At 66.1% G+C, this 20481-nt stretch carries 23 protein-coding genes; 9 read left to right on the plus strand and 14 right to left on the minus strand.

Annotated elements, in window-relative coordinates; all coding sequences use genetic code 11:
• Positions 1-41: 41 nt before the first annotated feature.
• A complete protein-coding gene (locus AC2EAL_RS00700) occupies positions 42-254 on the plus strand; it encodes a DUF1127 domain-containing protein (RefSeq protein ID WP_484722253.1) in 213 nt (70 codons plus the stop codon).
• Positions 255-371: 117 nt separating this feature from the next.
• Here the strand turns inward: AC2EAL_RS00700 and AC2EAL_RS00705 are convergent, their stop codons facing one another.
• Together AC2EAL_RS00705 and ileS are read right to left on the minus strand one after the other, a co-directional pair.
• Complete coding sequence (locus AC2EAL_RS00705) at positions 372-1898, minus strand: AMP-binding protein (RefSeq protein WP_484722254.1); 1527 nt, start codon at positions 1896-1898, stop codon at positions 372-374.
• Between the two features lie 63 nt (positions 1899-1961).
• Positions 1962-4952, minus strand: coding sequence for an isoleucine--tRNA ligase (gene ileS, locus AC2EAL_RS00710; RefSeq protein WP_484722255.1), 2991 nt, complete (start codon positions 4950-4952; stop codon positions 1962-1964).
• A gap of 361 nt (positions 4953-5313) precedes the next feature.
• Between ileS and AC2EAL_RS00715 the strand changes: the two genes are divergently transcribed.
• The 4 genes from AC2EAL_RS00715 to AC2EAL_RS00730 all read left to right on the plus strand — a co-directional run bounded on the left by AC2EAL_RS00715 (position 5314) and on the right by AC2EAL_RS00730 (position 8305).
• Positions 5314-6468 (plus strand): FAD-dependent oxidoreductase, encoded by a 1155-nt coding sequence (locus AC2EAL_RS00715; protein WP_484722256.1) that lies wholly within the window; start codon positions 5314-5316, stop codon positions 6466-6468.
• Positions 6469-6572: 104 nt separating this feature from the next.
• Positions 6573-7385 (plus strand): hypothetical protein, encoded by an 813-nt coding sequence (locus AC2EAL_RS00720; protein WP_484722257.1) that lies wholly within the window; start codon positions 6573-6575, stop codon positions 7383-7385.
• A 118-nt stretch (positions 7386-7503) separates the two neighbouring features.
• The gene (locus AC2EAL_RS00725; RefSeq protein WP_484722258.1) at positions 7504-7872 is read left to right on the plus strand and encodes a DUF2237 family protein; all 369 of its coding nucleotides are present in this window, start codon (positions 7504-7506) and stop codon (positions 7870-7872) included.
• 40 nt (positions 7873-7912) lie between these two features.
• Positions 7913-8305, plus strand: coding sequence for a group III truncated hemoglobin (locus AC2EAL_RS00730; RefSeq protein WP_484722259.1), 393 nt, complete (start codon positions 7913-7915; stop codon positions 8303-8305).
• On the opposite strand, the gene AC2EAL_RS00735 is transcribed toward AC2EAL_RS00730, so the two are convergent.
• From AC2EAL_RS00735 to AC2EAL_RS00785, 11 genes are all read right to left on the minus strand, one after another.
• A complete protein-coding gene (locus AC2EAL_RS00735) occupies positions 8294-8830 on the minus strand; it encodes a helix-turn-helix transcriptional regulator (protein ID WP_484722260.1) in 537 nt (178 codons plus the stop codon). The two genes, AC2EAL_RS00730 and AC2EAL_RS00735, sit on opposite strands and share 12 nt — an antisense overlap.
• A gap of 27 nt (positions 8831-8857) precedes the next feature.
• A complete protein-coding gene (locus AC2EAL_RS00740; RefSeq protein ID WP_484722261.1) occupies positions 8858-9292 on the minus strand; it encodes a hypothetical protein in 435 nt (144 codons plus the stop codon).
• Positions 9293-9382: 90 nt separating this feature from the next.
• The gene (locus tag AC2EAL_RS00745) at positions 9383-9832 is read right to left on the minus strand and encodes a PepSY domain-containing protein (RefSeq protein ID WP_484722262.1); all 450 of its coding nucleotides are present in this window, start codon (positions 9830-9832) and stop codon (positions 9383-9385) included.
• Between the two features lie 296 nt (positions 9833-10128).
• Positions 10129-11361 (minus strand): tryptophan synthase subunit beta, encoded by a 1233-nt coding sequence (gene trpB / locus AC2EAL_RS00750; protein WP_484722263.1) that lies wholly within the window; start codon positions 11359-11361, stop codon positions 10129-10131.
• Between the two features lie 60 nt (positions 11362-11421).
• Positions 11422-12573, minus strand: coding sequence for an MFS transporter (locus tag AC2EAL_RS00755; RefSeq protein ID WP_484722264.1), 1152 nt, complete (start codon positions 12571-12573; stop codon positions 11422-11424).
• A 2-nt stretch (positions 12574-12575) separates the two neighbouring features.
• Positions 12576-13214: a phosphoribosylanthranilate isomerase gene (locus AC2EAL_RS00760; protein ID WP_484722265.1), complete on the minus strand. Its 639-nt coding sequence runs from the start codon at positions 13212-13214 to the stop codon at positions 12576-12578.
• Positions 13214-13567 carry a LapA family protein gene (locus AC2EAL_RS00765; protein ID WP_484722266.1) on the minus strand — a complete coding sequence of 118 codons (354 nt, stop codon included), beginning with the start codon at positions 13565-13567 and terminating at the stop codon, positions 13214-13216. The genes AC2EAL_RS00760 and AC2EAL_RS00765 overlap by 1 nt, the downstream gene beginning before the upstream one ends.
• Positions 13568-13634: 67 nt before the next feature.
• The gene (gene ihfB, locus AC2EAL_RS00770; RefSeq protein ID WP_294983597.1) at positions 13635-13916 is read right to left on the minus strand and encodes an integration host factor subunit beta; all 282 of its coding nucleotides are present in this window, start codon (positions 13914-13916) and stop codon (positions 13635-13637) included.
• A gap of 176 nt (positions 13917-14092) precedes the next feature.
• Entirely contained in the window at positions 14093-15772 is a 1680-nt protein-coding gene (gene rpsA, locus AC2EAL_RS00775) for a 30S ribosomal protein S1 (RefSeq protein ID WP_484722267.1), read from the minus strand.
• A gap of 187 nt (positions 15773-15959) precedes the next feature.
• A complete protein-coding gene (locus AC2EAL_RS00780) occupies positions 15960-16928 on the minus strand; it encodes a hypothetical protein (RefSeq protein WP_484722268.1) in 969 nt (322 codons plus the stop codon).
• Positions 16925-17518, minus strand: coding sequence for a (d)CMP kinase (locus tag AC2EAL_RS00785; protein ID WP_484722269.1), 594 nt, complete (start codon positions 17516-17518; stop codon positions 16925-16927). Before AC2EAL_RS00785 ends, AC2EAL_RS00780 begins: the two co-directional genes overlap by 4 nt.
• Positions 17519-17860: 342 nt before the next feature.
• Here AC2EAL_RS00785 and AC2EAL_RS00790 point away from each other — a divergent pair, with 342 nt between their 5' ends.
• On the plus strand, positions 17861-18067 hold the full coding sequence (locus AC2EAL_RS00790; RefSeq protein WP_103258321.1) for a cold-shock protein: 207 nt from the start codon (positions 17861-17863) through the stop codon (positions 18065-18067).
• A 50-nt stretch (positions 18068-18117) separates the two neighbouring features.
• Here AC2EAL_RS00790 and AC2EAL_RS00795 read toward each other — a convergent pair whose 3' ends face one another.
• On the minus strand, positions 18118-18549 hold the full coding sequence (locus AC2EAL_RS00795) for a hypothetical protein (RefSeq protein WP_484722270.1): 432 nt from the start codon (positions 18547-18549) through the stop codon (positions 18118-18120).
• 278 nt (positions 18550-18827) lie between these two features.
• Here AC2EAL_RS00795 and AC2EAL_RS00800 point away from each other — a divergent pair, with 278 nt between their 5' ends.
• The 3 genes from AC2EAL_RS00800 to AC2EAL_RS00810 all read left to right on the plus strand — a co-directional run bounded on the left by AC2EAL_RS00800 (position 18828) and on the right by AC2EAL_RS00810 (position 20418).
• Positions 18828-19556 carry a class II aldolase and adducin N-terminal domain-containing protein gene (locus AC2EAL_RS00800; RefSeq protein WP_484722271.1) on the plus strand — a complete coding sequence of 243 codons (729 nt, stop codon included), beginning with the start codon at positions 18828-18830 and terminating at the stop codon, positions 19554-19556.
• A gap of 81 nt (positions 19557-19637) precedes the next feature.
• Positions 19638-19844, plus strand: coding sequence for a twin transmembrane helix small protein (locus AC2EAL_RS00805; RefSeq protein ID WP_484722272.1), 207 nt, complete (start codon positions 19638-19640; stop codon positions 19842-19844).
• A gap of 1 nt (position 19845) precedes the next feature.
• Positions 19846-20418, plus strand: coding sequence for a cob(I)yrinic acid a,c-diamide adenosyltransferase (locus AC2EAL_RS00810; protein WP_484722273.1), 573 nt, complete (start codon positions 19846-19848; stop codon positions 20416-20418).
• The last annotated feature ends 63 nt before the right edge of the window (positions 20419-20481 follow it).

Raw genomic sequence — 20481 nt, forward strand, 5'->3', positions numbered from 1 at the left:
CCCGCCCCTATCTTCGGGTCTCAAGCATAGGAGATTGAAAGATGTTCGCCCGCCTCTTCGCCCATCTGCAGCTGCGCCGGTCGACCGCGTTCCTGCTGGAACGCGAAGACGACCATCTTCTGAAGGACATCGGCCTGACCCGCGAAGACCTCCGCGCGCTGCGCAGCAGCGAGCAGTTCTTCGACGCGCTGGTCAAGACCACCCGCCTGCATTCGACGCCGACACCCCGCGGTCTCCCCGTGAGGTCGGCCTGACTCTTCGCCGGGGGCACCCCACCCTCGGCGAAGTTTTTCCCAGCCAACGCCTCCTCGATCCTTCCAGTCTCTCGTCGGTCGACCCGCGAGGAGTGCCCGAAGGGCTTCGACGAGCCCTCACACCGGCAGCATCCGCCGCAGGATCTTGCCCGAGGCCGACTTCGGCACCGCCTCGATGAAGCTGATCCGCTTCGGCAGCTTGTAGTGCGCCAACTGCCCCGCCAGATGCGCCCGGATCGCCGCCTCCTCCGCCCCCTCGGCGGGCACGACGAAAGCCACCGGGACCTCGCCCGCCTCGTCGTCCGGCACGCCCCGCACTGCCGCGTCCTTGACCATGGGCGAGGTCAGCAAAGCCGCCTCAACTTCGGCCGGGGCGACCTGGAAGCCCTTGACCTTGATCAGTTCCTTCAGCCGGTCACGGATGTAGACATGGCCCTGTGCATCCACCTGCGCCAGGTCCCCGGTCTTCAGCCATCCATCCTCCGTCAGCGTCGCCGCCGTCGCCTCGGGACGGTTGTGGTAGCCCGGCATCACCTGCGGCCCGCGCACCCAAAGCTCACCCTCCGCCCCTGCCGCCACATCCTGCCCCGTCACCGGATCGACGACGCGGAATTCGGTCGAGGCCACCGCCACCCCGATCGCCCCCGGCACCGATCTGCCAAAGGGCACCGAATGACTGACGGGACTCATCTCTGTCATCCCGTAGCCCTGCCGCGCCTGCACCCCGGTCCGCCTCGTCACCGCCTCGGCCAGCTCGGCGCTCAGCGGGGCGGCACCTGAGACCAGCCGCTTCACCGGCGACAGGTCGAACTGGTCCACCAGCGGATGCTTGGCCAGGGCCACCGCCACGGGCGGAGCGATGAACATCGTCGGCGTCGCATGCTGGACGCAAAGCCGCAGGAACTGCTCCAGGTCAAAGCGCGGCAGGGTGATGACCGTTCCGCTGGTGGCGAGATAGACGTTCATCAGCACGGTCTGGCCGTAGATGTGGAAGAAGGGCAGGAAGGCCACCACCTTCTCGCCCGTCTGCACCTGGAAGCAGACCTGGCACTGCTCGACATTGGCCACCAGGTTCCGGTGCGTCAGCCGCACCCCTTTCGGCAAGCCAGTCGTCCCGCTCGAATAGGGCAGCACCGCCACGTCCACCGCATCGTCGACCGGCACCTGCGCCGCCAACGGCTCGCCCATCAGCGCGGCCAGAGGCATTGCGCCCTCCGCCTCGCCGATCACCGCGACCTCGATACCTTCGGCTGCGGCGCGCGCCGTCTCCAGAAAGGCGGGTATGGTGACCAGCAGGCGCGCGCCCGAGTCCTTCAGCTGATGCGCTACCTCGGGGGCGGTATAGGTCGGGTTGATCGTGGTGATCGTCGCCCCTGCATAGGCCACGCCATGGAAGACCACCGCATATTCCGGCAGGTTCGGGGCCAGGATCGCGACCACGTCGCCCTTGCCCATCCCGCGCGCCTTGAGGCACCCCGCCAGCCGCCGGATGCCCGCCTCCAGCGCCCCCGCCGTGACCTCGCGCCCCGTGGGCCCGTCGATCATCGCCACCCGGTTCGGGTCCCCGGCCAGACCCCGCAGGACCCGTTCGGTGATGCTCTCGCCGCTCAGGCTGATCGGCGGATAGGGACTTGTGTAGATCATGGCAACCTCCCCTTTGCGGGAAGGATACCACGCTTTCCGCCGAAAAGTTTCAGCCGTGCGCTGTCAGCCCAACGCGTCGTTGCAGCGCTGGCAGGTGCCCGGGTGCTTGTGCGTGCCGACGTCAGGCAGGACCTTCCAGCAGCGCTCGCACTTCTGGCCCTTGGCGGGTTCGAACTCCACCGCCACGCCCGGCACATCGGCCAGCGCGAAGACGCCCTCCGGCACCGGCTTCGTCGACAGCCAGACGCAAGAGGTGATGCAGACCTCCTCAAACGGCACCGTCTCCAGCAGGGACATCATCTGCGGCGAGACGAAGACCGTCGGCGCGGCCTCCAGGCTCGACCCGATCACCTTCGCCGTCCGCTGCACCTCCAGCGCCCCCGTCACCACGCGCCGGACGTCGCGGATGGTTTCCCACTTCGCGGCCAGCGCCTCATCGCGCCAGCTTGCGGGTGTCTCTGGGAAGTCCACCAGATGCACCGAGGATTCCTCGCCCGGGAACCGCTCCAGCCAGACCTCCTCCATGGTGAACACGAGGACCGGTGCCAGCCAGGTGGTCAGCCGGTGGAACAGGATGTCCATCACCGTCCGGCAGGACCGCCGGGTCAGGCTGGTCGGCGCGTCGCAATAAAGCGAGTCCTTGCGGATGTCGAAATAGACCGCCGACAGATCGGACGTGCAGAAGGTGAAGAGCTTCTGGAACACGCCCTGGAAGTCGTACTTCGCATAGCCCTCGCGCACCTCGGCATCAAGCTCCGCCAGCCGGTGCAAGACCCAGCGCTCCAGCTCCGGCATCTGGGCCACGTCGACCCGCTCAGCCTCGCTGAACCCCGCCAAGGCTCCCAGCATGTACCGCATCGTGTTCCGCAGCCGACGATAGCTGTCGGCGACCCCTTTCAGGATCTCTTTCCCGATCCGCAGGTCCACCGTGTAGTCCGACTGCGCCACCCAAAGCCGCAGGATATCCGCGCCGTATTCGCCGATCACCTCCTGCGGGGCCACGGTGTTGCCGAGCGATTTGGACATCTTCATGCCCTTCTCGTCCAGCGTGAACCCGTGGGTCAGCACCCCCCGGTACGGAGCCCGCCCCTTGGTGCCGCAGGCCTGCAGCATCGAGGAATGGAACCACCCGCGATGCTGGTCGGTGCCTTCCAGGTAAAGGTCCGCCAGACCGTCCGCCGACCCATCCTCCCGGTCGCGCAGCACGAAGGCATGCGTGGACCCTGAGTCGAACCAGACGTCCAGCACGTCATAGACCTGTTCATAATCCTGCGCGGGAACGATGCCTTCCAGCACGCGCTCCTTGAATCCTTGCACATACCAAACATCGGCACCCTCGGCCTCAAACGCCGCCTTGATCCGCGCGTTCACCTCGGCGTTCTTCAGCAGGAAGTCCGCGTCCGTCGGCAACGCCCCCTTCTTCACGAAACAGGTCAGCGGCACACCCCAGGCGCGCTGGCGCGACAGCACCCAGTCCGGCCGCGCCTCGATCATCGAGTGCAGCCGGTTGCGGCCGGTGGAGGGCGTCCACTCCACCAGCTGATTGATCGAATTCAGCGCCCGCTTCCGGATCGTCTCGCCATAGGTCGACATCCCGTCGTCCAGCGCCCGGTCGATCGCCACGAACCACTGCGGAGTATTCCGGTAGATGACCGGCGCCTTCGACCGCCAGGAATGCGGATAGGAATGCTTCAGCTTCGCCTTGGCAAACAGCGCCCCCGCATAGGCCAGCTGCTTGATGACCGACACGTTCGCCGGCCCCTCCTTGCCGTCCGGAGTGATGATGTGCTGCCCACCGAACAGCGGCAGATTGGCCCGATACGACCCATCCGCCTCGACGTTGTAGGTCATCGGCAGCCCGAACTTCACGCCCAGTTGATAGTCGTCATCGCCGTGGGATGGGGCCGTATGCACGAAGCCCGTGCCCGCATCATCGGTGACATGGTCCCCGGGGAGCATCGGGACGTCATAGTCCCACTCGCCGATGCCCTCGGGGTGATTGCGGAACGGATGCCACAGCTCGATCAGCTCAAACTCAGCCGCGGAAACATCGCGAAGCTTCTTGAACCCTTCCACTTTTGCGGCCGCGAACACCGCCCCCGCGAGCGCCTCGGCGACGACCACCCGTTCGCCTGGCCTCGCGGCACTACTCTCTGCAACCTTCTCAACTTCGAAGATGGAGTATGTGATGGCAGGGTTATAGGCGACAGCCCGGTTCTGAGGGATCGTCCATGGCGTTGTCGTCCAGATTACAACACTAGCACCGAGAAGTTGCGAAGTCGGCCCGCCCGGCTGAAGTTCGCGTTCGGACACTCCCAATGCGGCCGCAACTTCCTTCGCACCAACTCCAGGTTTCAGTCCGTAAACAGCAAACCGCACCCAAACCTGATGGCTCGTATGGTCGTGATACTCCACCTCCGCCTCGGCCAAGGCGGTCTTCTCGACCGGAGACCACATCACCGGCTTCGACCCCTGGTACAGCGTCCCGTTCATGAGAAACTTCATGAACTCGTCCGCGATCACCGCCTCGGCATGGTAGTCCATTGTCAGGTAGGGCCGGTCCCAGGCCCCCGTGACCCCCAGCCGCTTGAACTCCTCGCGCTGGACGTCGATCCAGCCCTCGGCAAACTTCCGGCACTCCTGCCGGAAGACAACCGTGTCCACGTCGTCCTTGTTCAGACCCTTGGCGCGGTACTGCTCCTCGATCTTCCACTCGATGGGCAGGCCATGACAGTCCCAGCCTGGCACATAACGGGCATCGCGGCCCATCATCTGCTGCGACCGCACCACCATGTCCTTCAACACCTTGTTCAGCGCGTGGCCGATGTGCAGGTGCCCGTTCGCGTAAGGAGGGCCATCGTGCAGCACGAAGGGCGCGCGCCCCGCGGCAGACGACCGCAGCCGGTCATAGACCCCGATCCGCTCCCACCGCGCAAGCCACTCCGGCTCGCGTTGGGGCAGGCCTGCCCGCATCGGGAAGGCGGTCTCGGGCAGGAAAACGGTATCGCGATAGTCGGGCGTGTCAGACGGGGGGGCGGCGGTATCGGCGCACATGGGAGGGGAACCTCAAAGGATCAGGGGCAGGTCGGCCCGACAAGGGCCAGCGGCAAGACGACAAACCCGGCCGGGCCTCAGCCCGCCGGGCCGGTAATTCGCGAAGGAACGACCCACCACATCTGCATGGGCGGCCTTATAGACAATGCCCCGGGAACGGTCCAGCCCGGCCCGGCCCCTGCACTTGCCCATTCCACAAATACTCTGGGGGCTTGGGGGTGAAACCCCCATCCGCCGAGGAGGAGGGCACAAGTCCCGACGACGAGACAAGGAGTCTTCGCGCGCCAGCGCTCCTTTCGAAAACCGCCCGCGACCGCCCGCACTCTTGCCAGCGTTCGAATCCCCTGCCACCCATGCGCCCATGACACACAAGATCGCCATCGCCGGGGCCGGGATCGGCGGCCTCGCCGCCGCCGCCCTTCTCGCCCGCGACGGCCACGACATCAGCCTGTTTGAACGCTTCCCCGCGCCGAAACCCATAGGCTCCGGCCTCGTCGTCCAGCCCGTCGGCCTTGCCGTCCTCGACGCCCTCGGCGCCGGGGATGAGGCGCGCGGCCTCGGCGCCCCGCTTACCCGTATGCTCGGACATTCCGGCCGCCGCATCGCCCTTGATGTCGCCTACCGCGCCCACCAGCCCGGCCTCGCCATGCACCGCGCGGCCCTGTTCCACAGCCTCTGGCAGGCCGCCACCGCACAGGGCGTCACCCCCCTCACGGGCCACACCGCGCTCTTCACCGCCGAGACGCCAACCGCCATCCACCTGACCACCGACCAGGGCGAGCACGGCCCCTTCGACCTCATCATCGACGCCTCGGGCGCGGCCTCGAAGCTCTCTCCCCTCACCGCAAGGCCCCTCCCCTTCGGCGCGGTCTGGTCCCATGTCCCCTGGCCCACCACCGACCTGCCCACCACCGAGCTTCGCCAGCGCTATCACCGCGCCTCGCGCATGGCGGGCATCCTGCCCATCGGCTGCCTGCCCGGCGACCCGACGCCCCGCGCCGCCGTCTTCTGGTCCCTCTCTGCCGCCGAGCTTGCGGCCTGGCCCGAAAAACCCCTCGACACCTGGAAGGCCGAGGTCGCCAGCTTCTGGCCCGCGATGGCCCCCTTCCTCGACCAGATCACCGACAAGGCCCAGCTGACCCCCGCCCGCTACAGCCACGGCACATTGCGTCGCCCCTTCACCAATCGCCTGATCCACATCGGCGACGCCGCCCACCGCGCCAGCCCGCAGCTTGGCCAGGGAGCGAACATGGCGCTTCTCGACGCCCAGGCGCTGGCCCTCGCCCTCCGCCAGCCTCTCGCCGAGGCACTCCCCGCCTACCACCGCGCCCGCCGCTGGCACCTGGGCCTCTACCAGACGCTCTCCGCCGCCTTCACCCCGCAGTACCAGTCGCACAGCCGCGCCCTGCCGCTGCTCCGCGACCACCTGCTCGCCCCCCTCTCGCGCCTCTGGCCCCTGCCGCGCATCCTCACCGCCCTTGTCTCGGGCGACCTGATCCCCCCGCACCGCCCGTAGGTCGGGGCCTGCCCCGACTCCCCCACCAGGGTCGGCCGAACCCCACTCGACAAACCCGCCCCAAGACGCTTCCCTGCACCCAAGCCTTGACCCCGGGACCTGCCATGCGCCTTGCCCTCCTCCTTACCCTCGCCGCCAGCCCAGCCCTGGCCGAAACGCCCCTCGCCTCGCAGATCCCGGGCCTCGAGATCGTCGCGCTGGACCGTCTGCCCGCCGCCAAGGGCGGACCCGGCGATGCCGAATTCTGCGGCCACCTCGCCACCCCGCCCGAAACCGCCGCCGGACGCGCCGTGCAGGCGCTTGGCTGGTCCGTGACCGCCGAGGTTCCCTTCGGCGACCTGACCGCCGTCAGCTTCGTCGGCAGCTTCGTGCAGGGCACCTCCGGCACCTGCCTGCGCCAGGACGGCAACGTCGGGTTCTTCGCGGGCGACCGGCTGACCGCGCTGATCTATGCCACCGATGCAATGGAAATGCCCATCGGCTTCATCCGCCCCTTCGCCGACGGCGGCCTGCGCCTCTGGTCGGGCGACTACCTGCCCATGCCCATCGCCGACATCCAGCTGCAGGCCGATGGCATCACTGTCACCGCGCTGGCCGCCTCCGAGCCGGTCTGCAACGGCACCGCCGAGGTCCCGCTGATCTACAACCTGCCCATCGACATCGCGCGGAAAGAGCTGGCCGACGCCGGGTGGCAGCCCGTGCCCTTCTCCGGCGACCGGTCCGAAAGCATGGGCCTCGACGGCGAGATCGCCGCGCGTGGGGTGACGGAGGTCGACATCTGTTCCGGCACCGGCTTCGGCTTCTGCGGCTATGCCTATTCGGGGCCCGCTGGCAACCTGGGCGTCACCACGATGGGCGAATTCGGCGAGGATGGCAGCTTCCCCATCGTCGCAGGCTACGGGGTCGACTGCCGCTGACCAGGTCTTAAGTTTTCGTGAACGCCCGCAGACAAGCCATTGATTTCATTTGCCTGAAAGCGGCTGTCCACCGTGGACACCTCTGGACAGCCGCCGCCCGACCTGCCATCCTGACCCCATGAAAGCCCCCTCCCTCAACGTCCTCGGCGAACCCTTGGAGTCCTGCTCCACCGACCCGGTCACCGGCTTCTTCCGCGACGGCTGCTGCAACACGGGTCCCATGGACCGCGGCCTCCACACCGTCTGCGCCCTGATGACCGAGGAATTCCTGGCCCTGTCCAAATACCTCGGCAACGACCTGTCGACCCCCCGGCCAGAATACGGGTTCAAAGGGCTGAAGGCAGGCGATCAGTGGTGCCTCTGCGCGTCCCGGTTCCTGCAGGCGCACGAGGAAGGCGCCGCCCCCAAGGTCCGCCTTGCCGCGACGCACCAGGCAACGCTTGCCGTCGTCCCCCTGGACATCCTGCGGCAATACGCCACCGACTGACCGGGTGGACAGCCGTCCCCCGCGGCGCGACACCTGACCCATGATCCCGCCCCGCTTTGACATCGGCGAAGACCAGATCGCCCGCGTCGTGACGACGTTCTACGCCTGCATCCGCGAACACCCCGGCCTGGGTCCGGTCTTCGCCGCCCATGTCACGGATTGGCCCGCGCACGAGGCGAAGATCACCCGCTTCTGGCGGAACGCGATCCTGCACGAACGCAGCTACGACGGGAACCCGCTGGCCGTGCACCGCGCCGCAGGGGATGTCCGGCTGGGAATGTTCGACGTCTGGCTCGGCCTCTTCGACAGCGTGCTGAAGCTGGAACTCCCGCCCGAGCCCGCCGCCGCCTGGTCGGCGCTGGCGCATCGGATCGGGCGCGGCCTGATGTTCGGGATGCAGGGCGCCGAGGGCGCGCCGCCGTCACTTCGCTGAAACGGCAGCCTTCGGCGCGGTGTCCTGCATCGGCCGGATCGACCCGTCGTCGCGCATCAGGTCCTCGATGAACAGCGACAGAAGCTGCGGTCGCCCCGTCACCCCCGCCTTGCGGTAGATCGCGTTGGTCTGCGCCTTGACCGTGCCTTCGCTGGTCGAGCGCAGCTGGGCGATCTCGGCTGTCGACATGCCCTTGATCGCGAACAGCGCCACATCGCTTTCCGAGGGCGTCAGTCCCCATTCCTGGAACCGCTCAAGCAAGAGGTCGCCAAAGGCACCCGAGGCGCGGCGCAACTGCTCTTCGGCGCGGTGACGGTCCTTCAGCGCGCGGCGCAGCATCAGACCGCCCAACACCAGGCCCAGAATCAGGCCCAGCGAGGCTCCGATCTCCATCGCCTCGCGCATTTCCCAGCTGATTGGTGTGCTGCGGATGCCCAGAACCGATGACAGGATGTCGGACACGAAGAAGAAGGCGCAAAGGGCCTGGATCACGAAGATCGCGATGAAGGGTGCAGCGCGTTTCACCTGGTGGGCCGACGGCAGATACGGGGATCAGTCGTCGTCATCGCCGCCGCCGCTGCCGCCCGAGCCGCTGTTGCCACCACCCGAACCGCTGTTGTCGTCGTCATCATCGTCATCGTCATCATCGTCGTCATCATCATCGTCATCGTCGTCATCGTCGTGGTCACGGCCCGACTTGGAGCCGCGGTCATCGATGATCGCCACCTTGCCGTCCTTGCCGCTTTTCGGCGACCAGAGGTCACGCAGGATCTCGCCACTGTTCGGGTTGACGATGATTTCGCGGTTGCCGTCCCCGCGGACGCCGGTGATGCGGACGCGCCCCAAGAGGGTGCGCTCCTGTTCGATGTCACGGAACCCCAGCCGCCTGAGTTGCCGGACAATGCTGTCGACAACCTCGTTTGAAAACGCCGGTGTCGCCACAGCGATCCCTGCGGCCAGTCCGGAAAGAAACGCCCGCCGTTTCATTTCGTCACCCCGATCTTGGTCGAACAACTATGTTCCATGCCGAAAGCCCCGGCAAGACCGGGGCTTTCGCTTGCGTCACTGCAGGGGCCTTCAGTCGTCGTCCCCGCCCTTGCCGCTGTTGTCGTCATCGTCGTCATCATCATCATCGTCATCATCGTCATCATCATCGTCGTCGTCGTCATCGTCGTCATGATCCGACCCATGATGATCGTCGTCGTCGTCCTCATCCTCGTCGTCTTCGAAGTCCTTCTTGACGGTCTTCACCTCGATGCCGGTCCGGTCGCGGTAGTCGTCATCCGCGGCTTCTTCTTCCTGCTTGATGATGTCGCCGGTCTCGTTGTCGTAGATGACCTCGACCTTGCGATCGCCCTTGACGGCTTCCACCTTGGTCTGGGTCAGGCCGATCTTCACTTCCACGTAGGAAAAGCCCTTGGCCCGATAGTCTTCGGCCAGCTGCTTGCCATCGATCGCAGCGAAGGCTGCACCGGCCGACAGGGCGATCGCCGCGGTGTAGGTCAGGAGTTTCGTTCTCAGCTTCATCTGGTGGTCTCCATCTGGTTTCGGTCCAGCTCGTCCAGGGGCCGCATGACCACCGTCGAGAGCATGGGAGGAGAAAGCGCCCTTTCCGCCGCCCTTACCATTGGACTGGGGTTTACTGCCGGGCCCATAGTCCCCGGGTTTGCGCGCCTAAACCCAAGTTTATGGGTTTGGATGGGCCAGGCGCGCCTTTCCGCGGGGAAATCACGCCGGGGAGGTGGCCCAGGTCGAATCGCCCTATGAAAAAAGCCCGCAGCACGGGGCGGCGGGCTTTTCGGGAAAGAGGGGGGTGGGGGCCGTCAGACCTTCATTTGCACGCCCAGGTGCTTGGCAACGGTGAAGATGTCCTTGTCGCCGCGCCCGCACATGTTCATCACGATGATCTTGTCGCTGGACAGCGTCGGCGCCAGCTTCATGACCTGCGCCAGCGCATGGCTCGGCTCCAGCGCCGGGATGATTCCCTCCAGCTTGCAGCACAGCTGGAACGCCTCCAGCGCCTCGGCATCGGTGATGCTGACGTATTCGGCACGGCCCACATCATGCAGCCAGGAATGCTCCGGCCCGATGCCCGGATAGTCGAGGCCCGCCGAGATCGAGAACCCCTCAAGGATCTGCCCGTCGGCGTCCTGCAGAAGGTAGGTCCGGTTGCCATGCAGCACACCCGGCCGCCCGCCAGTAAGGGATGCGCAATGCTCCATCCGGTCATCGACACCCTTGCCGCCCGCCTCGACCCCCACGATCCGCACCGAGGGATCATCCAGGAACGGGTAGAACAGCCCCATCGCGTTCGACCCACCGCCGATGGCCGCAACGATGACGTCCGGCAGACGGCCTTCGCCCTCCTGCTCGGCCAGCTGCCAGCGGACCTCTTTCCCGATGATCGACTGGAAATCGCGCACCATCGCCGGATAGGGATGCGGGCCCGCCACGGTGCCGATGCAGTAGAAGGTGTCGCGGACGTTGGTCACCCAATCGCGCAGCGCGTCGTTCATCGCATCCTTCAGCGTGCCGCGACCGGAGGTCACCGGAATCACCTCGGCCCCCAGAAGCTTCATCCGGAAGACGTTCGGCGCCTGGCGTTCGACATCATGCGCGCCCATGTAGACCACGCATTTCAGCCCGAACTTCGCGCAGACCGTCGCCGTCGCCACGCCATGCTGCCCTGCGCCGGTTTCCGCGATGATCCGGGTCTTGCCCATCCGCCGCGCCAGGATGATCTGCCCCAGCACGTTGTTGATCTTGTGCGCGCCGGTGTGGTTCAGCTCGTCGCGCTTCATGTAGACCTTGGCGCCGCCGAGGTGCTCCGTCAGGCGCGGCGCGAAGTACAGCGGCGAGGGACGGCCCACATAGTGCTTCCACAGGTCGTCCATCTCGGCCCAGAAGCTCGGGTCGGTCTTGGCGTAGTTGTAGCGCTCTTCCAGTTCCAGGATCAGCGGCATCAGGGTCTCGGACACGAACCGCCCACCGAAGAGGCCGAACCGGCCCTGCTCATCAGGCCCCGTCATGAAGCTGTTCAACCCGTCCTCGGCCATGATCCGTCCCCTTTTTCCGTTCCCCCCGATGTAGCGCCCCGGGAGCCGTTGGGAAAGGCCTCACTGCGCCGGTTGGGGCGCGGGGCGGAAGGTGCGGGCAATCGTCAGGTAGCCCAGCCCGCAGGCGAGGACCCCGATGGCAAGCGGCAGGTAGTAGTCGAAGCCCAGGTACAGAAGCGTCGCCGCGGTCAGGCAGGACAGGCAGGTGCCCAGGTCCCAGCCGCCCTCGGCGACGATGTGGAAGCGCAGGGGACAGGGCGACTGGCGGGCCAGGTTGTAGACCCGCGCGTTGAAGGCGGTGGCATACAGCGGCCAGGCCAGCGCGGCCAGGGCATTGGCCGCCACCGCCAGCATCGGCACGGGCCAGCCGAACATCCGCGCCACCGCCGCCAGGGTCAACGCGGCAAAGCCGATCTGCACCGCCCCCAGCCCGCGCCCAAGGTCGATGGCCCGGCCCAGGATCAGCCCGCCCACTGCGCCGGCCAGACCGCTGAGCGCCATCGCGCCGCCGAAGGCCGCGTAGCTGGACCCCAAGGTCAGGAACAACGCGATCAGCCAGGTGAAATGGAACGACCCCGCGCGCAAACCGTCGGCGAACAGCACCGTCCGCGCCGCAATCCGCGCCTCGCGGGGCATCTCGGCCTGGGGGGCCACCACCGGATCGGGACCCAGAAGGACCGGCACCGTCGACAGCGCCATCGCCAGCGCCACGGTGCCAAAGGCGACTTCGGGTGAGAAGGCGGTCAAGAGAAGCCCTGTCACCGCGGGGGCCAGGATGCCCATGCCCATCCCGATCAGCTCGATGGCGCTCGTCTGCTTGCCGCGCGCATGGTTGTCGCCCATCAGCGCGACGTAGGAATGGTAGGTCGTCCAGTACAGGCTGCTCGAGAACGCCCAAAGCGCGAGGTAGACGAACAACAGCCACCCGGTCCCGGTGATCTGCGACAGGATCGGGTAGGTCGCCGCCTCGGCCAGGATCGCCACCACCAGCGCGCGGCGCAGGCCGACCCTTCGCACCAATGGCAGGACCAGCTTGCGGAACAGGATGCGGCTGCCGAACATCGCCCCGATCGCCAGAAGCACGACCGGCGCCGGGATGCCCTCGTTCAGCAGGTAGACGAAGGCAAAGGCCTCGCCGCCGTAAGAGGCAAAGGCCTGCAGTGCGGCGTGGACATAGACCAGGTTGAAACTGCGGTTGGAAAAGTAGCTCAAGATCAGCCCGCCGCCGCGACAAAGGCCGCGATCTTGGCCGCATCCTTCACCCCCGGCGCGCTTTCGACGCCCGAAGCCACATCCACCTGCCGCGCGCCTGTCAGCCGGATCGCCTCCGCCACGTTGTCGGGCGTCAGGCCCCCGGCCAGCATCCAGGGCTTCAGCCACTTGCGCCCGACCAGAAGCCGCCAGTCGAAGGTCAGCCCGTTGCCCCCCGGCAGCACCGCGCCCTTGGGGGCCTTGGCATCGACCAGGATCTGGTCCGACACCAGTTGATAGTCCAGAAGCTGGGCCAGGTCCGCCTCCTCGGCCACCCCGATCACCTTCATCACCGGCAACCCATAGCGCGCCTTGATTTCGGCCACGCGGGCCGGGGTCTCGTGGCCATGAAGCTGCAGCATGTCCAGGGGCACCTCAGCCACGATCCCGTCCAGCGTCGCGTCGTCGGCATCCACCACCAGAGCGACCTTGCACAGCCCGTCCGGCGCGGCCAGCGCCAGAAGCCGCGCCTCGGCGGGCGTCACATAGCGCGGCGACTTCGGAAAGAAGTTGAACCCGGCATAGGCTGCCCCGGCCTTGGCCACGGCAGCCACATCCCCGGGCGTCTTCAGCCCGCAGATCTTGACCCTGACCTCGCCCATCAGCGCTTTTCCAACAGCGCCAGGACCTCGTCCTTCGGCGGGACGGATGTGGAGTCCTTCAACACCGCCAGCTCACGCTCCAGCCGGGCGACCTCGCGCGATTTCTGGCTGGCAGCGGCGCGGTGGCCGTGTTCGCGGAACCATTCCCAGACAAAGCCGATCAGCACCCCGGCAATGATCCCGGCAAAGATCACCACGAACAGCGGCAGCTCCATCGCCCAGGTCAGCCCGGTCAGCGTGGCCAGATCGTCGGGCAGAAGCCGCACTGTCACCGGCGCGCGGTTGGCCAAGGCGACGGTCAGCAGCGCCAGACCCAGAAGGACCAGCAGGATAATGCGAAGATAACGGATCATGTCAGCGCCCCCGGGGGTTCGGGCGCACTATCTGCCCGTTCCAGACCGGGCGCAAGCGCGTGCGGGGCTACTTGCCGTTCAGCCGGTCGCGCAGAAGCTTGCCAGTCTTGAAGAACGGCACCTTCTTGTCATCGACCTTCACAGCCTCGCCGGTGCGGGGGTTGCGACCGACCCGGGCGTCGCGCGCCTTGACCGAGAACGCGCCGAAGCCGCGCAACTCCACTCGGTCGCCCTTGGCCAGCGCCTCGATGATCTCCTCGAAGACCGTGTTCACGATCCGCTCGACATGCCGCTGGGTCAAATGCGGGTTCTCATCCGCGATCTTCTGGATCAGTTCCGAACGGATCATCCGTGTCCCCCCTGTGGTTCGGTCCCTGGCAGGCGACCGCCACGCTGTTGTTCTCGCAGGACTATAGCGGCAGGATTTGTGTTCGGGCAAACAAAAACCGGGACTTGGCGCAAAGGAAAAGGCCCCGCTTGTGGCGGGGCCTCTCGGTTCAATCACAGGTTCGCGCGTCGGAACCCTTAGCTGCGGTCCTTGAGCGCTGCGCCCAGGATGTCGCCCAGCGAGGCGCCCGAATCGGACGAGCCGTACTGTTCGACCGCTTCCTTCTCTTCGGCGATCTCGCGCGCCTTGATCGACAGGCCCAGCTTGCGGGTCTTCGGGTCGATGTTGGTCACGCGCACGTCGACGTGGTCGCCGACCTGGAACCGCTCCGGCCGCTGGTCGGCACGGTCACGCGACAGGTCGGACCGGCGGATGAAGGACTTCTGGCCGTTGTATTCGACCTCGATCCCGCCTTCCTCGATCGCGGTCACGGTCACGGTGATGATCGCGCCACGCTTCACGCCGTCCACCGCATCGGTGAAGGTGTCGTCGCCCAGAGCCTTGATGGAAAGCGAGATGCGTTCCTTCTCGACGTCCACTTCGGTGACGGCGGCCTTGACCGTGTCGCCCTTGCGGTAGTTCTGGATGGCTTCCTCGCCGCGCTGGTCCCAGGACAGGTCGGAAAGGTGCACCATCCCGTCGATGTCGTTGTCGAGGCCGACGAACAGACCGAATTCGGTGATGTTCTTGACTTCGCCTTCGATCGCCGAGCCGACCGGGTGGGTTTCCGCGAAGACTTCCCACGGGTTGCGCTGGGTCTGCTTCAGGCCAAGCGAAACACGACGCTTGGCGCTGTCGATTTCCAGCACCATGACGTCAACCTCTTGCGAGGTGGAGACGATCTTGCCGGGGTGCACGTTCTTCTTGGTCCAGGACATTTCGCTGACGTGAACCAGGCCCTCGACCCCGGCTTCCAGCTCCACGAAGGCGCCGTAGTCGGTGATGTTGGTGACGCGGCCCTTGTGGACCGTGCCCAGCGCGTACAGCTTCTCGACCGCATCCCACGGATCGGACTGCAGCTGCTTCATGCCGAGGCTGATGCGATGGGTGTCCTTGTTGATCTTGATGACCTGAACCTTGACGGTCTCGCCGATCGACAGGATTTCCGACGGGTGGTTGACGCGGCGCCAGGCCATGTCGGTGACGTGCAGAAGGCCGTCCACACCGCCCAAGTCAACGAAGGCACCGTATTCGGTGATGTTCTTGACCACGCCATCCACGACCTGACCTTCGACCAGGTTGCCGATGACTTCGGCGCGCTGTTCGGCACGCGACTCTTCCAGGATCGCCCGACGCGAGACAACGATGTTGCCGCGACGACGGTCCATCTTCAGGATCTGGAACGGCTGCTTCATGCCCATCAGCGGGCCAGCGTCACGCACCGGGCGGACGTCAACCTGCGAACCGGGCAGGAAGGCAACAGCGCCACCCAAGTCGACCGTGAAGCCGCCCTTGACGCGACCGAAGATCGCGCCGTCGACGCGCTGCTCGGCGGCATAGGCTTTTTCCAGACGGTCCCAGGCTTCCTCGCGGCGGGCCTTTTCACGGCTGATCTGGGCTTCACCGCGGGCGTTCTCCACGCGGTCCAGATAGACCTCGACGGTATCGCCGACCGAGATGTTCGGGGCTTCGCCCGGGTTTGCGAATTCCTTGAGGTCGATGCGGCCTTCCATCTTGTAGCCGACATCGATGATGGCCTGGCCCGCTTCGATCGCGATGACCTTGCCCTTGACGACAGTGCCCTCTTCAGGGGTGTCGATCTCGAAGCTTTCCTTCAGCAGGGCTTCGAATTCGTCCATGGATGCTTTAGCGCACATGTAGATCAGTTTCCTTTTCTCGTGTTTCACAGGCCATGCGGTTGGCTCCGCCGGTCTTGGCCCTGAACGAAAAAACACACCCATCCGGAAAACCGGCGAGCTTGAGTCCTTTCAGGATGCGCGGCCTATAGCCCCATCAGGCAGGTGAGGCAAGGGAAAGCGGTCGCAGCAGGGTGCGCCAGGATGCCTAAAGCCCGAATCTTTCGCGCGGGACCCCGACGCGGGCGAAGGCGGCGAAGGCGCGGTCTTCGAAATCCGGGGCGGCCAGGTCCAGGGCGTGGCGACTGAAGTACCAATGTACCATCTTTGCATAGGGCCAGTCGGTGGCCAGCGCGGTCTCCAGCGCCGCGGGAAAGTCCGCCGCCCCGTCCGCCTGGGTCACCAGCGACGGAAAGCCCGACCGGCCGAACAGGATCGCGGGCTTGCGGTGCAGGAACCCCTCCATCGCCACGGCCGAGTTGACCGACACGGTCACCGCCGCCGCCGCGAGCACGTCGTGGACATTGGCCTCGGTCGCCTGCACCCGCGCGCCCTGCGCGATGGCGCGGTCGATGGCGGCGCGACCTTCCTCCAGCACCTGCGGATGCGGCTTCACCAGCACCGGCCGCCCACCCGCGCCCTGCGCGACCGCCAGGATCAGCTCGTCCATCGCCAGATTGCAGCGTCCCATGAAGAAGGCCGAGGGTCCCTGCAGGAACAGGGCCACCGCGCCTTGCGGCAGGTCCTGCGCTACCTCGCGCGGCTGCTGAAAGCGCGACCTTCGGCGCTGGACCAACTGCTTGTTCAACCGGGCAAAGAACCGGTCTGCCGCATCGCCGTCTACCTCTTCGGCCTCGAACACCGCGCGCGACGCCGCGCTATCGGAATGTACGCCGCGCGGGTCCATCTGCCAGAAGCCCAGAAGATAGGCCAGCGCGGCGTTCAGCCAGCCATCCGCCTCGACCCGGCCGTTCTCCACGACATGGATATTGCCGTCCGGGGTGACCTGGTGGCCGCGCTGCATTTCCTCGGCCGTGCGGGCGACGGCGCGGAAGGTCAGGCCACGGGCCTCGCACATCTCGGCCAGCCGGGTGAACACCGCCAGCCGGGGCCGTCCCCGCCAGTCCTGTAGATCACGCGGATTGATGTGCAGGTGAATCTCGGGCCTTGCGGTCATCGCCGCCCTGCAAGCCGCGCCTCGACCAGGGCGCAGGCGGCTGCGACGGCATCGGGGATCGCAAGGGCGCTGGTGTCGATCACCACCGCATCCTCGGCCGTCCGCAACGGCGCATCGGCCCGGCCCATGTCCCGGGCATCCCGCGCCTTGACCTCGTCCAGGACGCGGGCCTCGTCGCCGCCCACTTCCAGCCAGCGGCGGTGCGCGCGCACCTCGGGGCTCGCGGTGACGTACAGCTTCACCTCGGCCTCGGGGCAGATCACCGTGCCGATGTCGCGCCCGTCAAGAACCGCCCCTCCCGCCTGCCGGGCAAAGCGGCGCTGGAAGTCCAGAAGCGCGGCGCGGACCTCGGGGATCGCGGCCACCCGGCTGGCGGCCTGCCCGGCCTCGAGGGTGCGCAGGTCGTCGCGCTGCAGGTCTTCGGGCGACAGGCGACGCGCGGCCTTAACCGGATCGCCGCCCAGCATGCCGACGGCGCGGTACAAAAGCCCCGTGTCCAGATGCCGGAAGCCGAACCGCGCCGCCAGGGCCCGACCAATCGTGCCCTTCCCCGCCGCCGCCGGCCCATCGATCGCCACCGTGAAGATCATCGTCCCGCCCTGCGCCCGCCCTGGATGCAAGACGCCGGGTTAAGGGGAATCGCCTTCAGCGTGAAGTCCCTTTTGCACCTCGACTGCCCGGCGATTAGGCAATCTGCCCGCTTTCCCCTAGGGCAACTACCCCAAGCCCTTGAAAATCCTTGGCCAAAATCTGCCACTGCAAGGCATTTTCGCCGATTCCCGCTTGGATTCACCCGGCAAGCTGCCTATCTTTGGCTCTGCGACGTTATCTTTTCGACCACTGTCTCCGACCATCGGCCACAGCAATCGACTACAGCTGACGGGGCCAAGCCGCTGCATTCCGCGGGCGGCACGACTATAGGAGACTTCACGATGGCCAAGGGCACCGTGAAATGGTTCAATGAAACCAAGGGCTACGGCTTCATTGCCCCGGAAGGCGGCAAGAAGGACGTGTTCGTGCACATCACCGCGCTGGAGCGTGCGGGTCTGCGCAGCCTGAAAGACGGCCAGCCGGTCACCTTCGATATCGAAGCGGGCCGTGACGGTCGCGAATCGGCTACGAACCTCGCTCTGGCGTAAGGCCGGGCTGCCCGAAACGTTCCGGGGGCGGTGCGCCGCCCCCAGACACCTCAATTCATCGTCACTGTCGCCCGATCGCGCAGGACATGATCGAACCCGATGCGAAAGCTTGCGTCGGACACATCCTCGGGCAGGCAGACCGCCGTACGGCGCCCCAGGGGATAGGCGGGAACGTCGAACTCACGGCTGACCAGCATCACCCGCATCTTCGCATCGCCCGCGATCAGCGCCGAGATCGCCTTTTCCGCCCCGGCGATGCCGCCGAACCCGTCGCAATCCATCACGAAAAGATCATATCCGACACGGTCTTGCAGGATCGTGGTCACCGCTTCCTGAAGGTCGTCCGTCGCATCCACAAGGCTGCCGTATTCCGCAAGGCGCTGGCAGGTGCGCCCCTCACCCTGGTCAGTCAACACCATGACCCGCACACCCAAGGTATGCGATGCAACCTTCTGGCGGTCGGTCTGCATGAAAGTCTGCATGCGCACTCCTCCACTACCTTATGCCAGTGTCACCAACAATGCGGAGAGCTTTCGCCCGAAAAAAGGAAAACTGCAGGAATTCTACCAACTAGCTGCCACATTCAAGCCAGAGTCGGCAGCCGCCGGGGCCACCAGAACACTGTTGCTGCAAGACTCACCCTAAGCCCGGCTGGGAAACCGGTGATGACGCTGTTAACCTATTCCGTACAGAAATGCAGCCCCCAGTATCGGATTTCCCAAGATTCCCTGCGAGGACAAAGATGAATCGTCACATCAAAATGACAGATATTGATCTCCGTAAGGACCTTGCAGCGGCGTTTCGCTGGACTGTCCGGCTGAACCTGCACGAAGCAGTGGCCAACCACTTCTCGCTGGCGGTGAACCGCGAGGGGACCCGATTCCTCATAAACCCGAACGGTCGGCACTTCAGCCGGATCACCGCTTCCTCCCTGGTCGAGATCGACGCGAACGACCCGGGCACCATGTCGCGCCCCGATGCACCGGACCCCACCGCCTGGGGCCTGCATGGCGCGATTCACCGCGCCTGTCCGCATGCCGTCTGCGTGATGCATGTCCATTCCGTGCATGCAACCGTCCTGGCCAGCCTCGCCGACTCGCGCCTGCCTGCCATCGACCAGAACTCTGCTATGTTCTTCAATCGGCATGTCGTTGACGACCACTACGGCGGCATGGCGTTCGAGGCCGAGGGCGCGCGCTGTGCGGCCCAGCTGGCTGACCCGAAGATCGTGGCGATGGTCATGGGCAACCATGGCGTCCTGGTCATCGGTCGCAGCGTCGCCGAGGCGTTCAACCGGCTTTACTACTTTGAACGCGCCGCCGAGACCTATATCCGCGCGCTGCAAACCGGCCGCCCGCTGCGGGTCCTGCCCGACGAGATTGCCGAGAAGACCGCCCGCGAATGGGAGGCCTATCCGGGCTTTGCCGACACCCACCTGCGCGAGCTGCGCGCCATCCTCGACGTCGAGGACCCGTCCTACGCCGACTAGCGCCACATAGCCGCAGCGCCGGAAAATCGGCTTCGCTTTTCGCCGCCCCTGCCCTAGATCAGGGTTCAAAGGGAGTGCCCAATGTTTTCCGACCCGCTCTTCATCTTCGCCGCCGTGGCCTGCATCGTCGTGCTGGGCATCCTCTTGTTCGGCATCGGCACCTTCGCCAAGGGCGGCGAATTCAACAAGCGCAACGCCAACAAGATCATGCGCTGGCGCCTGGGTGTCCAGTTCGTGGCGGTCGTCCTGATCGTCGCCTTCGCCTGGCTGCGGGCGCGGGGGCAGTAACATGGTCGTTCTCTCGAAGATCTACACCAAGACCGGCGACGCCGGGGAAACCGCGCTCGGCAACGGCGCGCGTGTGGCAAAGCATTCGCTGCGGGTCAGCGCCTACGGCACCGTCGATGAAACGAATGCCACCGTGGGCCTCGCCCGCCTGCATGCGACCGGCGACATGGCTGACGCGCTGAAACGCATCTCGAACGACCTCTTCGACCTGGGCGCGGACCTTTGCACGCCCGACCGGCATCTGGATGCAACTCTCTCCTACACGCCCTTGCGGATGATCGAAGGCCAGGTCGCGCGGCTGGAGCGTGAGATCGACGCGATGAACGAAAAGCTCACGCCCTTGCGCAGTTTCATCCTGCCCGGCGGGTCGGTCCTCGCCGCCCAACTGCACCTCTGCCGCACCGTCTGCCGCCGGGCCGAGCGCCTGGTCGTCGAAACCGCGACGATGGAGGACGTGAACCCCGAGGCCGTCCGCTACCTCAACCGCCTGTCGGACTGGTTCTTCGTCGCGGGCCGCATCGCCAACAACGACGGCAAGGATGACGTGCTGTGGGTTCCCGGCCTTACGCGCTGACACGGACGGCTCGTCGAGCACTTCGTGCACTCCTCGCAGGTCTTTACGACGAGTGCACGAAGT

The sequence above is a fragment of the Tabrizicola sp. T74 genome (assembly GCF_057219935.1).

Coding starts and splice junctions, on each gene's coding strand:
- AC2EAL_RS00700 (WP_484722253.1), top strand. CDS start 42: ATGTTCGCCCGCCTCTTCGCCCATCTGCAGCTGCGCCGGTCGACCGCG.
- AC2EAL_RS00705 (WP_484722254.1), bottom strand. CDS start 1,898: ATGATCTACACAAGTCCCTATCCGCCGATCAGCCTGAGCGGCGAGAGC.
- ileS (WP_484722255.1), bottom strand. CDS start 4,952: ATGTGCGCCGATACCGCCGCCCCCCCGTCTGACACGCCCGACTATCGC.
- AC2EAL_RS00715 (WP_484722256.1), top strand. CDS start 5,314: ATGACACACAAGATCGCCATCGCCGGGGCCGGGATCGGCGGCCTCGCC.
- AC2EAL_RS00720 (WP_484722257.1), top strand. CDS start 6,573: ATGCGCCTTGCCCTCCTCCTTACCCTCGCCGCCAGCCCAGCCCTGGCC.
- AC2EAL_RS00725 (WP_484722258.1), top strand. CDS start 7,504: ATGAAAGCCCCCTCCCTCAACGTCCTCGGCGAACCCTTGGAGTCCTGC.
- AC2EAL_RS00730 (WP_484722259.1), top strand. CDS start 7,913: ATGATCCCGCCCCGCTTTGACATCGGCGAAGACCAGATCGCCCGCGTC.
- AC2EAL_RS00740 (WP_484722261.1), bottom strand. CDS start 9,292: ATGAAACGGCGGGCGTTTCTTTCCGGACTGGCCGCAGGGATCGCTGTG.
- AC2EAL_RS00745 (WP_484722262.1), bottom strand. CDS start 9,832: ATGAAGCTGAGAACGAAACTCCTGACCTACACCGCGGCGATCGCCCTG.
- trpB (WP_484722263.1), bottom strand. CDS start 11,361: ATGGCCGAGGACGGGTTGAACAGCTTCATGACGGGGCCTGATGAGCAG.
- AC2EAL_RS00760 (WP_484722265.1), bottom strand. CDS start 13,214: ATGGGCGAGGTCAGGGTCAAGATCTGCGGGCTGAAGACGCCCGGGGAT.
- AC2EAL_RS00765 (WP_484722266.1), bottom strand. CDS start 13,567: ATGATCCGTTATCTTCGCATTATCCTGCTGGTCCTTCTGGGTCTGGCG.
- ihfB (WP_294983597.1), bottom strand. CDS start 13,916: ATGATCCGTTCGGAACTGATCCAGAAGATCGCGGATGAGAACCCGCAT.
- rpsA (WP_484722267.1), bottom strand. CDS start 15,772: ATGTGCGCTAAAGCATCCATGGACGAATTCGAAGCCCTGCTGAAGGAA.
- AC2EAL_RS00780 (WP_484722268.1), bottom strand. CDS start 16,928: ATGACCGCAAGGCCCGAGATTCACCTGCACATCAATCCGCGTGATCTA.
- AC2EAL_RS00785 (WP_484722269.1), bottom strand. CDS start 17,518: ATGATCTTCACGGTGGCGATCGATGGGCCGGCGGCGGCGGGGAAGGGC.
- AC2EAL_RS00790 (WP_103258321.1), top strand. CDS start 17,861: ATGGCCAAGGGCACCGTGAAATGGTTCAATGAAACCAAGGGCTACGGC.
- AC2EAL_RS00795 (WP_484722270.1), bottom strand. CDS start 18,549: ATGCAGACTTTCATGCAGACCGACCGCCAGAAGGTTGCATCGCATACC.
- AC2EAL_RS00800 (WP_484722271.1), top strand. CDS start 18,828: ATGACAGATATTGATCTCCGTAAGGACCTTGCAGCGGCGTTTCGCTGG.
- AC2EAL_RS00805 (WP_484722272.1), top strand. CDS start 19,638: ATGTTTTCCGACCCGCTCTTCATCTTCGCCGCCGTGGCCTGCATCGTC.
- AC2EAL_RS00810 (WP_484722273.1), top strand. CDS start 19,846: ATGGTCGTTCTCTCGAAGATCTACACCAAGACCGGCGACGCCGGGGAA.